This window comes from Pedobacter cryotolerans (assembly GCF_005116475.1).
Taxonomy (GTDB): domain Bacteria; phylum Bacteroidota; class Bacteroidia; order Sphingobacteriales; family Sphingobacteriaceae; genus Pedobacter; species Pedobacter cryotolerans.
Genome location: NZ_SWBO01000016.1, coordinates 36,694 through 55,218, shown reverse-complemented (window position 1 = coordinate 55,218; position 18,525 = coordinate 36,694). Strand labels below are relative to the sequence as shown.

The 18,525-nt window shown below is 36.3% G+C and carries 9 protein-coding genes; all 9 read left to right on the top strand.

What is annotated here, in order from left to right; translation table 11 throughout:
- On the top strand, nucleotides 1-177 hold a 177-nt coding region (locus tag FA045_RS17855), incomplete at its 5' end, for an ATP-binding protein (protein WP_169305096.1).
- 123 nt (nucleotides 178-300) lie between these two features.
- On the top strand, nucleotides 301-693 hold the full coding sequence (locus FA045_RS17850; RefSeq protein ID WP_136878444.1) for a hypothetical protein: 393 nt from the start codon (nucleotides 301-303) through the stop codon (nucleotides 691-693).
- A gap of 2,082 nt (nucleotides 694-2,775) precedes the next feature.
- Entirely contained in the window at nucleotides 2,776-3,078 is a 303-nt protein-coding gene (locus tag FA045_RS17845; protein WP_136878443.1) for a hypothetical protein, read from the top strand.
- A gap of 848 nt (nucleotides 3,079-3,926) precedes the next feature.
- Nucleotides 3,927-7,049, top strand: coding sequence for a SusC/RagA family TonB-linked outer membrane protein (locus FA045_RS17840; protein ID WP_136878442.1), 3,123 nt, complete (start codon nucleotides 3,927-3,929; stop codon nucleotides 7,047-7,049).
- Between the two features lie 11 nt (nucleotides 7,050-7,060).
- A complete protein-coding gene (locus FA045_RS17835) occupies nucleotides 7,061-8,809 on the top strand; it encodes a RagB/SusD family nutrient uptake outer membrane protein (RefSeq protein ID WP_136878441.1) in 1,749 nt (582 codons plus the stop codon).
- Nucleotides 8,810-8,844: 35 nt separating this feature from the next.
- The gene (locus FA045_RS17830; protein ID WP_136878440.1) at nucleotides 8,845-10,440 is read left to right on the top strand and encodes an endo-1,4-beta-xylanase; all 1,596 of its coding nucleotides are present in this window, start codon (nucleotides 8,845-8,847) and stop codon (nucleotides 10,438-10,440) included.
- Nucleotides 10,441-10,590: 150 nt separating this feature from the next.
- Complete coding sequence (locus FA045_RS17825; protein ID WP_136878439.1) at nucleotides 10,591-12,564, top strand: sialate O-acetylesterase; 1,974 nt, start codon at nucleotides 10,591-10,593, stop codon at nucleotides 12,562-12,564.
- 138 nt (nucleotides 12,565-12,702) lie between these two features.
- Nucleotides 12,703-16,842, top strand: coding sequence for a hybrid sensor histidine kinase/response regulator transcription factor (locus FA045_RS17820; RefSeq protein WP_136878438.1), 4,140 nt, complete (start codon nucleotides 12,703-12,705; stop codon nucleotides 16,840-16,842).
- 158 nt (nucleotides 16,843-17,000) lie between these two features.
- Nucleotides 17,001-18,524: a glucuronyl esterase domain-containing protein gene (locus FA045_RS17815; protein WP_136878437.1), complete on the top strand. Its 1,524-nt coding sequence runs from the start codon at nucleotides 17,001-17,003 to the stop codon at nucleotides 18,522-18,524.
- Nucleotide 18,525: the final 1 nt, after the last annotated feature.

Here is an 18,525-nt window from a genome sequence, read left to right as displayed (position 1 = left end):
ACCTCACTTATCATTACCTCACAGCTGCCAGTAAGCAAATGGCATGAAGTGATTGGTGAAAAAACCATTGCCGACGCAATATTGGATAGGATTGTTCATGATGCCAACCGTATTGAACTCAAGGGAGAATCAATGCGGAAGAAAAGGGTGCCTGTGCAAGAAAATAGCTTCCAATAAAAAACAACTTTAAATAACTACTTTTGTTAACGCTTCTATAGCATTTGCAACGTTCGTTCGCCAGCAAATTAGGTGGTCAGTTTGCCACGGAATCACATGGTCAGTTTCTCCGAAATATACAGAATGTTGCTCAAACTGATAAAAAGTATCGATCCATCTAAGCTGAATATCGACGAGCTTGTATTCCTTCTGTTTAGTCATGAAAACTGTGACTTTGACGATGTTACTGATGGGTTTTACGAAGAGATAGTTGTTGATTATGATTTTCTTTATAAAAGTATCATTGATGGTAAGAATTCGGAATTCCCAATCGACAATATTGATCCGTCAATGCTCAACTTTGATATCCTAAATGTTGGCGGCACATCACAAAGTTACATAAGGGAGCTTGAGCAGCTTCGCTGGCATCATGTAAATATTCAGGAAGATGGAACAATTGTAGAAGTCTATTTGGAGAAAAGCAAGCACACGCTAACTTCCAGGGCTGCTTATAAGGGTTCAAAAAATGCGCCGTAACTTTTTGATTGAGGAATTATTATTCTTTATAGATTTACAAATGCCTCCTAACGTTTTAAGTTTGACTATGTCAAAAATGAAACATTACATAAGTGACATCGTAATGAAAGACAAAAAATTAATAGTTTTTTACCACAAACCCAGTGCAGGATGCATTGCATATACCAAAAAGTTATTTGCAGGAAACATGTTGGAAATATAAATAAATCTAAGGTCATATAACGTTGTTAAATCCTTGCCTTATTTCAATCTAATTTCTAGATAAATTCAACTGAATTTACTAAATTTGAAAATAGCATTTGAAGCACTTTGAATTAAATGTTAGTGAGTAATTCGTGAGTACTCACTTTGAAAAAAACGCAAGAAACTGGCATACAGGCTGATAATCCATAAAACCGCGGACCCGTCCGGTCTAGCTCCCCAAATGGTAGTGGAGAATATTGCATTGTAAACTATTTGTCTTCAAATATTCCATTATCAATGATTTATGGATTTAGAAACCATTAACTCAGCCATAATACAGTCACCTTGATAATTTAAGGATTTTTTCTTTGTTATTCGCTATTCTTACTAAGACACAACGGAATGCTTATGTTTTAATAAAGATACTAGATATCATCTAAATTGCCACCTGGCCAAAGCTTACACATAGAATTATTCAATAAATTCGTAAATAATTAAATACCGTTACAAATAGATTATAGAATTTTTTAGAAATGCTGTAACTAAATGACAACCAAACTATTATAGAAAGACAGCATCCGTCTGAAAATCAGAGGTTCAAACCCATTTTCCATATCCATACTGTGCAAAGGCTTCAAATTTTAAAACTTTTTTTGCTAATTCCTTCTTATCGAAAAAGTTATAATTTATATTATCTGGTTTTTTTGGTTCGATGCAATTAAATTGATAGGATTGTTTTTGTTGCCAGCATTGCAGGGCTTAAAAGCCTGTTCTGAAAGAAATGATTTAATTCAATAAACTTTTGTGCTTCCTCTTCTGGAAGAATTGTGTCTTTGATTACCTTTTTAGTGGTAATAGATCGCGCGATTTTATTTTTCCGGTAAGTTAGATATTAATAAACAATGCCATAATAGTTACATTGCAGCATTACAATGCTTAAAGGTTGAACCTGATTGTTGTGGCGACTCTTTTTCCGCTTACTTTTCGATGCGAATGCCATAGTAGGGCAGGGCGCCTCGAAAGCGTACTATGTCCACCTGCCTATCCCAAATTCCGCAACTCCTTCAATAATGTTTTTAAATAAAGACCGCTATTGTCTGCCGGTCGCTTTTAATATAATCGAAGTAATTCTTTCTCTATCATGCCGCTTTCCTTCAGCGTTTACTTGTTGGGGTGTTTGTCAATATTTTCTTATGAATTCCTGTGCATCCGGAATTGCCTTGCGATTCCTTTTGTTGATAAAACCTTATCCTGTAAATCCTACATCTCATCATACTGCTGCTTTATAATCTTGGTAATTGCAATCTGCTGTTCTTTTACTGGTAATACTGGCGGTATTTTCATCAATTTTCCATCAGCGTGGTGCTAATAATCATAATATTTTCGATTCAGAACAATCTTAAAAGTCTTTTGAAAAGGAGCCAAGTCCTTGAATTTTGTAGTATAACAATGCTGTATTTTGGTGGATAGTTCGCAGCAATTGGTGCACACGCACATTTCTGCCTTTTGAACATAATATTGATAAGATCGAGCTGATTATTCACAGAATACATTATTAGAAAAGAAAATTAGATTTGTAATGGTCATTAATTTCTAACGCACAAAATCTCAGTTATCATAATTATTGCCAAAAAGCATGGAAGAACCACTTTCCCCCCAACGTAAACCAATGGACTTAAAATAAAATCACACGTTTTATTTTCTGATTGAACATCTTGACTATATGATATAGAAAAATGTGCTACTGTTACTCATATTTTGATCGTCAATTTACAAGGCATTCTAATTGCGGATATCCGTTATGTTCGTATTCAATTGCTTTCACGTTATCAGCTATCATTTATATCATAATTTTTCATCTACCAATAGAAGATTATCACATTTTATCCGACAATAAAAGTGCTGGCAGATGATAATGTGTTGTCCATAAATAATATTAAAACTATGTCGTTGCAAAATTGGTCTCCTAACTATCTTTCATCTATTCCTTATCATCTACAACTCAAAGAGGTCATTGAAAAAGCAATGAACGAAGGTAGATTATCTGATGGTACCGTGTTACTTCAACCTCAACTGGTGGGTGTTAAATCATTATTTCAAAAAAATTATGCGGTCAAAGCATATAATTTGTTGGTGACAGAGGGTAAAATTTTTTATCAAAAAGGTACAGGTTATTTATGTGCTATAAAATTAGGTAATTGACACCAAATTGTATATAAAAAGATGTTTTACTTTGTCCACCCTGGCACGGATTGGTGTTTTATTGGACAACAAAATTTCAATTTCATTGATTTAATGCTTAACTGTGAATACATAATACCGAAGGGAGTCAACTCAATTTAATTAATACATGGTTCTATCTGGAGAAAATTTAATCATTATAAAAACTATTAGCTCACCCTGGCGAAACTAAAAATATGCAATCGGTTGCCAGCCTTTAATTATCGCGTTGCCTGAATGTTGAATGTTAGGTCTGGATAGTTTTAGTAAAAAAAGTAATTGCTAAGCATTAGTTGACAAAGGATATAACGTACCTTAATTTTTGTTCAAATTGATATAGCTAATTGAGAAAACCCTTTTTGATTATACAAATAAGATAACCCAAGCCTTAATTTGTTAGAACTTGATATTTGGTTCCACAGATTAACAATATCGGAAATAGAATGCTAATTTTTGTTATTGAAAGCTGTTCAAAAGAGGCGATGAGTGGTTTTGAACATTTGTATCACTATTTTGATGAAAATTACCATCTTCAAATGACATAACATTAGAACTTTGAATGATAGAATTGTGATATCTTCATTGCAATTCTGTACGCTAACCAAATTACCTATTATGCTATTTTTACATAATCAATTATGAACGAGTTATTCCCTAAAAAACTGCATATTTATGCAACCGATTGCTAATGCAAATTTTAAGAAAAGTAAATCTGTATACCAACAATTCTTTGATTAACCATCATTTTATCTCCCAAATTTAAATCCATAAAAATCAATAAACTCTTCTGTATAAACATTTTCAAAAACTCTAACCAAAATAAACTTAGTATGCTAAAATTCAAACCTATTCATTTTAGGAAAATTACAACGATGGTAATTTTATTGTCGTTATTTTCTATCAATTTATTTGCACAAAATCGTACTGTTTCCGGTAAGGTTGTAGATCAAGCAGGCCTCCCGCTTCCCGGTGCATCCGTAAAACTAAAAATAGGAACCGCTGTGGCATCTACAGGCTTAGATGGTTCCTTTACTATTGTTGTACCATCAAATGGGGCAGTTTTAGTTGTGTCTTATCTAGGCTTCGTTACCAAAGAGGTGACTGCGCAAACAGCTCCAATGACCATTCAACTACAAACAGATCAGCAGTCACTGAATGAAGTGGTCGTAGTTGGGTATGGAACCCAACGTAGAAAAGACATAACCGGATCGGTAGTTTCGGTTAGTGGAGACGCTTTAAGAGAAGTGCCGACCACGAATGTTATAGACCAGTTGAAGGGCAGGGCAGCGGGCGTTGATATTCAAAGTAACAGCACTCAGCTCGGTTCCAGCGGGCAAATTCGTATACGGGGTGAAAGATCATTGGGTGCAACTCAAGGGGCAGCCGATGGTCAGAATTCTCCTTTAATAGTGTTAGACGGTGTTCCTTTTACCGGTGGCATTAATGAAATTAATCCTAATGACATAGAAACCTTAGACATATTAAAAGATGCTTCTGCAACTGCCATTTACGGTTCTAGGGGAGCTAGTGGAGTAATATTAATTACCACCAAGAGGGGTAGAGCAGGTAAAGCAGTGATTAGCTATGACGCATTTTTTGGTCTGAATGAAAGATTGGCAGAATATGATTTCTTTAATGGTGAGGAGTTTGCTGCATTTAAGCTAGCAGCTGCAAGAGGCAATTCAATTTCCCCTGGTACTAATCCTTATGCGCTTACAGAGGTTGAGGCGGCAAATTTGGCAGCAGGAGTAAATACTAACTGGCAAGATGTTGTATTCAGACAAGGATTTACAACAGATCATGCTTTGAGTATTTCGGGAGGATCTGAAGCTACAAAATTCTCCGTTGGAGCTGGATACCGTAATGAAGAAGGCATTGTTTACGGACAAAATTATAACAGGATCACTCTAAGAACTACATTAGATCATCAAGTGAATAAAAGATTAAAAATAGGTTTTAACTCTTTAAATAGCTTAGGTAATAGTGAAGGTGGAAATAGGTTCCCTGTTGGGGGCACCTTAAGGATTAGCCCTTTATTTTCGCCAACTAATCCAGATGGGTCTATTAACTTGAGACCTCAGGTTGGCACATTAGATGTAGAGGCAGTTAATCCATTAACCATCAGAGACGATGTAAATATAAATCCTAGTAGAAGATTAGCTACTTTCAATAGTATTTACGGCGAATTTCAAATTATAGATGGTTTAAAGTTTAGAACCAACGTAGGTTTAACTTACGGACAAGTACAAGGTGGTGCCTACACAGCGCCCAATACTTTTTACAATGCAAGCAGATTGGCCGCTCAATCTAGTGCTTCTGTGACAAATTCAGAGAACTGGGCTGTTTTATGGGAGAACTTAATTCTCTATAATAAAACATTTGCAGAGCATCACAATGTCTCATTTACCGGGTTATTTAGTATGGAAAAAAACCATAATCAAAATAGTGGTTTTAGTGCCAACGGAATCCCAGCAGATTATTTGCAAAATTATAATTTAGCACAAGGCGCAACTCTTACAGCAAATAATGGTGGATTTACAGAAAGAGGATTAATCTCCTATATGGCTCGTTTAAATTATACATTTAAAGGTAAATATTTACTGACGGCCACTATTAGAAGAGATGGTTCTTCGGTTTTATCTCCAGGATTTCAATATACTAATTATCCTGCGATTGGCTTGGGATGGAATATCTCTGAGGAGGGTTTTATGAAAAATGTTAAGCCTATTTCACAATTAAAGCTAAGAGCTGGATGGGGTGTTACTGCAAATCAATCAATTGCACCTTACTCAACTCAAGGTTTGCTAAGCAGTGGAACTACATATCCATATAATTTCGGTGCAACTGGACAATTGGGCGCATTAGTTACAAGTCTTGCAAACACCTCATTGGGATGGGAAAGTACCGTCAACTATAATTTTGGTCTAGATTTTGGATTGTTTAACAATCGCATAACTGGTGCTATTGAATATTACACACAAGAAACCAGCGATATTCTTCAAAGCTTACCTTTACCATTAAGTGGTGGGGCAGGTAACACCAACGTAAATGCAGGTAGAACCAAAGGTAAAGGGTATGAATTTAGTATTAGCAGCGATAATATTGTAAAGAAAGACGGATTTAACTGGTCTACAGATTTTTATATTTCTAAATTCAGTAATGAAATAACTTTTTTAAGAGAAGGATTACTCGCTGATTTTGCAAGAGGATGGGTTGTTGGTCAACCGTTTAATATTATCCGTGATTATAAAAAAACAGGTATCTGGCAGTCAGATGAAGCTGCCGAAGCTGCTAGATACAGTCAAATCCCTGGTCAAATTAAAGTAGAAGACTTAAACAACGATGGTACGATCAGCGCAGCAGATTTACAAATCATTGGAAATTTCCAGCCGGACTTTGATGCCGGTTTTACGAATAGATTTTCTTACAAATCATTTGATTTGTCAATTGTAACTTTTGCAAGGATAGGCCAGACCGTTGCATTGCCTTACTTAACAGCAGATGGAAGTGCTCAAGGTTATCCTTTTTTTAACAATTCTAGAGCAAATCAATACAAGGTTAATTATTGGACACCTTTAAATCCTACAAATGATTTTCCAGCTCCAGATGCCAGTGCTGACCGTTTTATTTATGCATCAACTTTGGCTTATAGAGATGGTTCATTCATTAAAGTAAGAAGTATCAATTTTGGATATAACCTGTCTTCAAAGTTATTAGCTAAAACGGGATTAAGTTCTGTAAGGGTTTACGCAACAGCAGTTAATCCATTTATTTTATGGTCGCCCTTAGTTAGAAGCGGATTGGCAATTGACCCAGAGGGCAACGGATATGGTGGTGTAGCTACTTCAAATGGTTCAACTGTAGGTCAGAATGTTACAGGTAGGGCAATTACAGTAAATTTAAATAATCCACCAACTCGCACTTTTCAATTAGGTGTTAATGTTAAATTTTAAAAACTATCAAAATGAAATTATTTAAAGCAATATTTTTTATAACTACAGCACTAGGCGCATTAAGCTTGTCAAGCTGTAAAAAATTACTGGAAGAAAACCAAAGAACGGCACTAAGTCAAGATTATTTGGCATCTCCAGCAGGTATTATCGCAGGTGTAACTGGTGCTTATTCAGATATGCGTTTTTTATGGGGCACCGAAGGTTTTTCTGTTCAAACAGCAGGAGGTACAGATGAAGTTTTAGCTGGTGCAAGTGCAGGTGGTTCTACCAATACCTTAAATTACACTAATCTTGCAAGTTTATCGAATGATTACGCTCCAACATTTCAAATATCTTATCAGGATATCAATACACTTAATGGTGTGTTGCAATTTGGACCAGCAGCTAGTTTCCCAACAGAAATAGAAAAAACTCAAGCATTGGCACAAGCAAAATTTATGAGGGCCTTTTTGTATTATAATTTGATAATAACTTTTGGCAACATTCCATTGAACAAAACTTTTATAACAATACCATCTGCAGCAGCAGCTCCATCACCAAGAGCAGAGATATATGATTTTATCATTAAAGATTTAACAGAAGCGGCAGTTGAATTGCAAAACGTGCCAACAGCACCTTTTTTGGGTAAAGCTGCAACAAGAGCTACAGCTCTTTACTTATTAGCCAAAGTTTATTCTACTAGAGGATTCTCTGATGTTGCTCAACCAACCGATTTTCAAATGGCAGCATCTACAGCACAAAATTTAATTGATAATAAAACAACTTATGGTGTTGATTTATGGCAAGATTATGCTGATGCCCACAAGCCAGGTAACGAGTATGGCAAGGAAACATTATTTGTAGTTGATTATAACAATGATCCAAGATTTGGGGAATTTGTACCTGGTGCCTCAGGAGGTAGATCAAATGGAACGGCCTATTTTCAGAGGCCTAACTATCCAACCGTTAATGCAAATTATCCATCAACTGGAGGTTCTGCTGTAATGACTAGAGATATTGCTAATGGGAGACCTTTTATTAGAATGCGTCCAAATACTAGTTACGTAATTAACACTGCTTTTACTAATGTAGTAGAAGATACAAGGTATTATAAAACTTTTCAGACTGTTTGGATAGCAAATACAGCTGGAATTACTACACCAAGAGGTGCTTTAACTGTTGGTACTGATACTGCGATTTGGATGCCCCCTTTTGAAGTTACAGCGGCAAGAAGAGCTGCCTTTAAGGGAGTTATTTTCACCCCAACAGGTGCTAACGGAGCCAACGCATACACTGATGTTTTTTATCCTTCAATGAAGAAATATGATGATCCTAATCGCCCTGCAGTAAATGACCCTTCTACCCGGCCGTTTGTGATGTTCAGATTTGCTGATGTATATTTAATTGCAGCTGAGGCCTATCATAAAGCAAACAATAATGCAAAAGCAGCTGAGATGATTAACGTTTTGAGAACTAGGGCAGCATTTAGCACAACCAGGACAGCCGCACAAAATACAGCAGCTGCTTTAGCATTGCAAATTACAGCATCCGACATCAATTTAGATTTTATTTTAAATGAACGAACTCGTGAATTGTATGGAGAGCATTTAAGATGGTGGGATTTGGCAAGAACAAAATCGCTTATTCAAAGAGTGACTACTTATAACGCTCAAGCTCGCCCCAATATTAGAGACTTTCATATTTTAAGGCCAATTCCTCAAAGGCAAATAGATCTAGTAACCTCTGGACCTGCATACCCTCAAAATACAGGGTACAACTAATTTAATATTGGTTTATAATTTATAAATAAATTAAAATGAAAAAGAAACTCATTCAATCATTAACCCTGCTATCGGTTACAATGATTTTAACAGCATCTTGTAAAAAAGAAGCTGAATTTAATAGCTTAAACGAAGGTAATTTTACGGATACAGCAGGTACTTTAAAAGGAGTTGCCCCTTTTCCTATTGGTTTTGCTGTAGATAATTCTGCATTTGCTAACGATCCAAGATATAAAAGTACAATTGTTAGGGAAGCTTCAATAATTACTTTTGAAAATGCCATGAAGTACGGTAGTATTGTAAGAGATAATGGTGAATTTAATTTTGCGGCAGCTGATGCGCTAGCTAGTGCCGCTACAGCAGCAGGTTTAAGCATCCACGGACACACGCTAGTTTGGCACTCTCAGCAAAATCTTACTTATTTAAACAGTTTGGGCGGCAGCCCTGCTCCGGTTGTGGTTAATTTATTAAACAATGGAGGCTTCGAACTTGGTACAGGTACTACCTTTACCAATTGGTCGGCATACAATGGGGCAGCCTCCTTTTCATCAGGTACGGGAGGTGAAGTTAGAACTGGGGCTAGGTCATTAAAAGCTACTGTGGCAGCAGCTGGTCAATCATTCAATGTGCAACTGGCAAGTGATCTAATGCCAACAAAAGTTGGGGTTAGGTACAAGTTTTCATTTTACATCAAAGCAGCTGCACCTGCTGGAAGAATGAGGGTTTCTACAGGTCCAAGTGCCCAATATCAAGGTGATCAAACTATTGGTACGGATTGGCAGCTTATTAATTATGAATTTGAAGCAAGAGATGCCAATACTAGAGTATTATTAGATTTGGGTGCAGTAGCAAATACCTATTTTATAGACGATGCAACTTTTGTTGATGCGACTCCGGTACCTGCACCTGATTTGGGACAGGTTAGGGTTAGGGTTGATGCTGCAATGAAAAACTATATACAAGGCTTAATTAACCGCTATAAAACAAGAGGCGTTAAAAGTTGGGATGTTGTGAATGAGGTTTTTGCAGATGATGGAAACCTACGTACAGGGCCAAATACAGGTACGACATACCACTGGTTTTCCACTTTAGGAAGAAATTACATTGCAGATGCTTTTAAATATGCAAGAGAGGCAGACGCTAGTGCAGAACTTTACATTAACGACTATAATTTGGAACAAAATGACCAGGTAAAAGTAGATTCTTTGATCAGATTTGTAACTAGGTTAAAGTCTCAGGGAATTCCTATTGATGGTATTGGTACCCAAATGCATATCAACACAAACTCGTCAAGAGCAGGAATTATCAATTCTTTGAGAAAGCTTGGTGCAACTGGTTTGAAAGTAAAAATAACAGAGCTTGATATTAGAGTTAATGTAGCTAATGCCACAACCTATTCGCCAAGTTCATTTACCCTAGCATTGCAGGCAGAGATGTATCAGTTTGTTATCGCTCAGTATATGAAATATGTTCCTGCCCCACAAAGAGCTGGTATAACCATTTGGGGTGTAGATGATCCGAAAGGTTGGTTAAATACAGCTGTTAGACCTGAATATGCTCTACTATTCAACGCAGACTATTCAAAGAAACCAGCTTATTCTGCAGTTAAGCAGGCCTTACAAGGGAAATAATTTAGAATAATTTAAGTAAAAAAATGTTTATTCCTGCTAAAGTCAAATGGCTTTAGCAGGATTATTTATTTTATTATAATCTTATAAAATAATAGAACACTATCAATATAATCAGCTCAATGTTTTAGTCAATAAACTGTTTCCAAAATTATGCATCTAGGTTATAAAACTACTTTACTATCGTTAATCCTTTTCTTTTCAACATTCCTAGTTTATGCAGATATTAGACTTCCTCAGTTAATATCTGATCACATGGTTTTGCAGCGAAATACTAAGCTAAAGATTTGGGGTTGGGGAAGCATTGGTGAAAAAATATCAATTTCATTTAATGGTAAAAGCTACAATACCACCGCTGGAAAGGATTCGAAATGGCTAATTATGTTAGCTGAAATGAAAGCTGGCGGCCCATATAAGATGGTTCTTAAAGGTGAAAATTTGATTGTCATCAACGATGTGCTGATTGGAGATGTATGGTTTTGTTCCGGACAATCGAATATGGTACTTACAATGGAACGTTTGAAAGAGAAGTATCCGAGTGAAGTTTCAAACGATAATTTTTCGGAAATTAGGAACTTTTTCATCCCAACAAATTCTGATTTTACCAAAGTACATGAAAATCATCTGAGTGCTAAATGGAAACAAGCAGTTGGTGAAAATATACTTGGGATGGGAGGTGTAACTTACTTTTTTGCAAAAAAGCTTTATCAAAAGTATAAAATTCCAATTGGCATTATAAATGCAAGTGTAGGAGGTGTTCCGATTGAAGCATGGATGAGTGAAGAGGCTTTTAAAGATTATCCTGCAATAATGCAGGAGATTAAAAATTTAAAGGATACAGTTTACATAAGTAACTTTAATAAACTTTTAATGCAGCAAGACCTTAATAATCCAGCACGTATAATTCAAGTTGATAAAGGCTTAACGGATACAGTTAAATGGATTGACCCTAATTTTAAACCTATTGGTTGGCGGCAGTTCTGGATGCCAGGTTATTGGGCCGATCAAGGTGTCAAGGGATTAAATGGAACAATTTACTTTAGAAAGGAAATTGATATTCCTGCATCAATGATTAATACACCTGCAAAACTTTTTTTGGGATGTATTGTTGATGCCGATTCTACCTTTATTAACGGTGAATTTGTTGGTAACACGACCTATCAATACCCTCCACGTAGGTATATTATAAAACCCGGGATACTAAAGCCTGGGAAAAATATTATTGTAATTAAAGTGGTAAACAATTCTGGTAAAGGAGGGTTTGTTCCAGACAAAAATTATGTTCTTAATGCAAATGGAGAAAGTATTGATCTGCGTGGAGATTGGATGTATCAAATAGCAATCGTTCAACAGAATTTCATATCAGCTGGAGTACAAAACGAAATAAATCATTTACGGCCAATCATTGCACAAAACGCTCCTACTGGCTTATTTAACACGATGACTGCTCCTGCTACTAATTATGCTATAAATGGTTTTTTATGGTATCAGGGTGAAACAAACAGCGGGCGACCAAAGGAATATGCTAAATTGCTGAATGACCTTATTGAAGATTGGCGAATGAAATGGGGACAAGGGAATTTGCCCTTCGTTATTGTCCAGCTTCCTAATTTTATGGAAGTAAATTACTTGCCAAGTGAAAGTAATTGGGCTCAGTTACGGCAAAGTCAACTAGATGCACTCACTATCCCATCTACTGGTTTAGCAGTGGGCATAGATGTTGGGGAATGGAACGACATTCACCCATTAAATAAAAAGGATATTGGCGAAAGATTGGCGCTCTGGGCAGAGCATTTAGCATTTGGAACAAAAAACCTAGTGTATTCAGGACCAATTTATCATTCCCTTGCAATTGAACAAAATAAAATTAGGTTAAAATTTACTAATACCGGAAGTGGATTAATTTCAAAGAATAGCGATGAACTTCACCATTTCGCAATAGCAGGAGCAGATAAGAATTTTATTTGGGCAAAGGCTAAAATTGATAACAATGAAGTAATTGTTTGGAGTGATAGCATTGCTAAACCGATTTATGTTCGGTATGCATGGGCTGATAATCCAGAAGGTGCAAATCTGTATAATAGAGAAGGGTTACCAGCTTCTCCATTTGAGGCATTTTTAAAATAGTTCGTACATATTTTTGCTTCCTATTCTTTATATTTGAAGTTATCTAACCAAATGATAAAAAGATTAGTAGGGTCCAAAGGGCTGAAATGTATATATGTTATAATCCCATACCCATTTACATCTCCCAAGTATTAATATATGTTTAAACAACTACCATTCATTTCTCGTATATTAATTCTCTTTACCCTAGCATTTAACTGTGAGGTTGCTTTTGCACAGGATGATTATAAGTTTATCACACTCAATACAAAAAATGGCTTATCATCCAATACAGTTAATGCTGTTATTCAAGATAAATCAGGGATGATGTGGTTCGGTACGAATGATGGACTTAATAAATTCGACGGAACTAATTTCACATCTTATACCCATTCTGACTCTGATAGCTCTAGTATTCCATCAAATAACGTAAACGCTTTGCTTTTAGATCGTACTGGAACACTTTGGGTAGGAACAAGTAGTGGCGGCTTGGCGCATTACAATGCCAATCAAAATAAATTTGTATCCTTTGTTGGCGATGGTGGCTTGGGAGCGAAAACTCAATTAAATGTAAAAGCACTTTATCTAGATTTAAAGGGCAATATCTGGGTAGGAACCTTTGGTGGTTATCGAATTATCGATGCGAAGACGAAAAACGTACAAAATATAGATATAAATCGTTTGGTGGGGAGTGGTTCAACAGTGCTCTGTTTTTATCAGGATCATCCAGATAGGATGTGGATTGGCACCAACATGGGGCTTTTACGCTATGATTTGAAATCAAACCAAACTTCTAAATTTTTACATCAACCAAGCAATCCCAAAAGTTTAAGTGATAATTGTATAAGAACAGTTGCACGAAATAAATCTGGCCGGCTTTTTTTTGGCACCAATAAGGGATTGAATATATTAGTTGACAACAACAATTTTCTTCGAATTTCAAGGTCAACCGGTTCACAGAGTTCAAATGATATAATCTATGCTGCTAGTTTCGCAAGAGATGGTAAGTTATGGCTTGGTACTGAAGATGGTATAAGCATATTTGATCCTAATATTCAAACCTTTGTTAATGTTAAAACCGACAAGCGTAAATCTTTTAGCCTTAGCCATAAATCTGTGAGAAGTATTTGTATGGCTAAAAATGCAATCATTTGGTTTGGTACTTTTCAAGGAGGGGTCAATAAGTTAGATCCCAACTTAGCATTGTTTAATCTCAAAACAAGTACACTCTTTGATCCTAAAGGTCTTGCCTCTCCTGTAGTTACTTCATTTGCCGAATATAAAAAAGGTGAGATATTTGTTGGAACTGACGGAGGTGGTTTGCATTTATTTAACAAAGGTTCTGGTCTTTTTGAGCAGATAAAAATCAGAAATGACGCAGGCTTCTCTGAAAATCCCTTGTCCATTATGGCTTTAGAATTAGACTTAGATGGAAACCTGTGGGTCGGCACTTATCAAAATGGCCTTTTTATTTACGATCCTGATAAAAAAACTTACAAACAGATTAAAGCAGAGGGTAAAAATGACGGGCTTAGCCAAAATGATATTTTCTTTATAAAGCAGGACAGCAAGGGATTAATATGGATTGGCACAAATGGCAGTGGTGTTAATGTTTATAATCCCATAAGCGATAATTTCAGTAGGTATTGGGACCGTGGACAAGGCAATTATAGAATGCCGAGCAATGGTTTTATGCGTGCCATTGCGGAAGATCAGATAGGTAATATCTGGTTGGCATCAAATGGAACTGGAATTGTAAAGTTTAATAGAAATAAACAGACATTCAAAGTTTATAATAAAGAAAACAGCGGACTTGGAGATGATGTGGTGCTTAGTCTATTGCAAGATAGTAAAAACAATCTGTGGGCTGGAACAAATGGTGGCGGATTGAGTCTGTTTAATCAATCATCCCATAAGTTCAGTAATATTGATGAAACGAATGGTCTGGCCAACAGTATCGTTTATAAAATTTTAGAAGGGCAAGACGGATTGATATGGGTAAGTACAGACAAAGGATTGAGCTGCATCAATCCTCTAACAAAAAAAATCAAAAATTATGGACGCCCCAATGGTATACAGGATGGTCCATTTGTATTGGGAGCTGGCATATCAACTTCAGATGGTGAATTATTTTTTGGTGGACAGGATGGGTTTAATTATTTTAATCCATTAAAATTGCCAACGAATGGAGTATTGGCAGAGGTAATACTAACCGAGCTAAAGGTTGCAAACATCAGCATATTTCCTGGAAAAAATTCACCTATAACTGAACAAATAGAATTTGCCGATCGTATTAATTTAGATTATGGCCAAAATTTTTCAATTAGTTATGCTGGGCTCAATTTTACAGCACCTCAACAAACAAAGTATGCTTATAGGTTAGTGGGTTTGGAGAAAGAATGGAATTTTGTAGGGAATGAAAAAACAGCTTACTATACCAACCTTGATCCGGGGGATTATATATTCGAGGTACGGGCCAGTAATAGCGAAGGTGTTTGGAACAATAAGGTTACCTCAATTTCAGTTCATATACAACCCCCAATCTGGCGCACAATTTATGCTTATTTTTTCTATGTGGTCGTTATTGCATCCACATTATTGGGTTTAAGGCAGCGTGGGATAAAAAGAATTAAAAAGGAACTAGCACTTAAGCAAGAAAAAATCAATGCCGAAGAACGTCTACTGCAACAAAGACGAGAGGGTGAACGAGCACACGCACTAGACACGCAAAAAATAAAATTTTTAACAAATCTTAGTCATGAATTCCGGACACCTATTTCTTTAATTTTAGCTCCGATAGATAAACTACTTGCTATTAAGCAGGAACAATCTGTATCTAACCAAGTAAAAATGATCAGGCGTAATGCTAGAAGGTTACTCAATCTAGTCAATCAGTTACTGGATTTTAGGAAAATGGAAGAGCAAGAACTTAAGTTGAATCTAACAAAAGGAGATTTAATAGAATTTGTGAAGGAGGCCTCAGAAGCTTTTCAGGACCTCTCGGACCGGAGAAGAATTTCTTTACATTTAAGTAGTGAGAATCGGTCTTTGATTACTCTTTTTGACCAAGATAAGATTGAGCGAATTGTATTCAATTTACTTTCTAATGCATTTAAATTCACTCAAGAGGGGGGTAAGATTACGATCGATATGTTTACAAAAGGTTTAGATTGCCAAGAAAAAAAACTTTTTTGTATGTATATATCAGACACTGGAATTGGAATTTCAGAGGCCTACCAACAAAAGGTGTTTGATCGGTTTTTTATGGATACTCAGGTTAATTCTATCCTAAACCAAGGAAGCGGAATTGGTTTGTCTATCGTAAAGGAATTTGTAGAATTACATGGTGGTCATATCTGGCTGGAAAGCAAAGAGGGCAGTGGCACAACATTTTATGTTGAAATACCTATTACTCTTGTTGATGAGCATGTAAGTGGATCTTTTCAGGAACCAATATTGCCATTATTGGCAAGTGAGGACCATATTATTGGTGCTGAAGATCAATATTTAGATGAAGTGAAAATGGCCACAGTTTTATTGGTTGAAGATAATGATGAATTCCGGTTTCACCTAAAAGATAGCTTGCAGGCTTACTATCATATCATTGAGGCGAATAATGGGAAAGAAGGTTGGCAAAAAACCTTGTCAGCTCACCCACAGCTAGTAGTAACTGATATCAGTATGCCGGAGATGGACGGGATAGAACTTAGTCAAAAAATAAAGAATGACAAAAGGACCAGTCATATCCCTGTTATTCTCTTAACGGCCATCAGTGGTGAAAACGATCAAATTAAGGGTTTGAAATCTGGTGCAAATGATTATTTAACCAAGCCGTTCAACTTTGATATTTTGAATGCAAAAATTAGCAATCTATTAATATATAATAAATCTGTTAAAAGTGCCTACACTAAGCATGTTAAAGTAAAACCTATAGACCTTGAAATTGAGTCAAGCGAAGTTAAATTAATGAACAAAATTGTACAATATATTGATGAAAAGTTAAACGATCCTAAGTTATCCGTTGAAGATCTCAGTAAACACGTTGGGATGAGTAGAGGCTCTCTTTATCATAAATTATTAGAAATTACTGGCTTGACTCCAATAGAGTATATCCGTTCCGTAAAATTAGATCGCGCAGTGGAATTATTAGAAAAAAGCGACTTTAATGTCGCCCAGATCGCTTACATGACTGGCTTTGGTGCTCCAAACTATTTTTCGAGACTATTTAAGGCTAAATTCAATATGCTCCCATCAGAGTTTATGAATATAAAACGTAGGGAAAAAAAGGAGAGATCATAGGTCATATGAAACTTAATTGATTGTTAATAGCCAAAATAAACATCTGTCTTTACATTTTGTACAAACCGCTCATGTAAATTAGTCATAGCCTCTTAAATTTGGCTCTACAAGGATGATTTTAAACTCATTGTTGTAAGTAGAAACCAAATTCAATATGTATGAAATCAACGTTGATTTTTTTTCTTATAGGCTATTTTTCTGTTAGCTGTTGTGCACAAAACTCAGACAAAAATGATGGTAAAAGTTTTCTGCCTATCGTAAATTTTTCCTCACAGCAGGATAGAGAAAACATGATGAACCAATTAGGGATCAAAACTCTCCGACCTGGATATAGTGGTGATAACAAAGCTCCTAATCGAGCAAACAGTGATCAAGCACTTGCGAATCCATTTCCAAATTATCCAGATCCGCTGATATTTAATAACGGAAACCAGGTGATGAATCCTCAGCAATGGGATAAACGAAGAGCTGAAATTATCGAAGATTTTGAAAGAGAAGTTTATGGACGAGTTCCGAAAAATGTGCCTAAAGTTAACTGGAAAGTAAAAGTTATTGACAGTGAATACATTGGTTTTACTCCTGTAATTGCTAAACAACTTGTTGGTCAACTCGACAATTCCAATTATCCTTTGTTAAATGTTAATATTGCCATGACCTTGGTTTTGCCAGCAAATGCAAAAGATCCTGTCCCATTATTAATTATGTTTGGACCAAGTATATTGCCTGCACCTTCTCAACCAAACAGAGAGGATTTGGAACTTATTAATCATGCCGTGAAAGACCTGCTTATCAAATCAAATCCCGAATTAAAAGCTATTTTTGAAAAGTATCCAGCATATCAACCAATTGCTAGTCAAAACTCCCGAATTAATCCAATATCGGCTCGCCCGATTGGAGATCCTCCCACTGCTGAACAACTCATTGCTGCTGGATGGGGATATCTGTTATTAGATCCAACAAGTATCCAAGCTGATAGTGGAGCAGAACTTACAAAAGGTATAATTGGATTGACCAACAAAGGTCAGCCCCGTAAGCCAGAAGATTGGGGAGCCTTGCGAGCCTGGGCATGGGGTGCTTCCCAAGCTTTTGACTATCTCAGTACCGAGCCAAAGGTTAATATTAAAAAAGTAGGCATTGAAGGAGTATCAAGGTATGGTAAAGCGGCTTTGGTTACCATGGCATTTGATCAACGTTTTGCTATTGGCTTGATAGCTTCATCAGGGCAGGGTGGTACTAAACCAGCTCGCAGAAATTTTGGCGAAGCCGTTGAAAACCTGGCAGGGGGAGCCCATTACTGGATGGCGGGAAATTATTTAAAATATGCTGCGGACCAAGCTAAATTTGGTTCCAAGAATGCAAACGATATTCCAGTAGAATCTAATCAACTTATTGCTTTATGCGCACCAAGGCTAACTTTTATTAGCCATGGCGCCCCTTCAATGGGCGACTCTAATTGGCTTGATCATCAAGGCAGTTATATGGCCACTGTTTCTGCCGGAAAAGTATACAAATTATTAGGTGCCAAAGATATTGGAGTATCGAATGATTATAAGATTGAAAAAATGCCGTCAGTTAATACTGGCTTGTTGGAAGGTAAGTTGGCATGGAGACAGCACGATGGAGGCCATACAGACGCTCCAAATATCAAATATTTTATTCAATGGGCTAATAAATTTTTGTAAT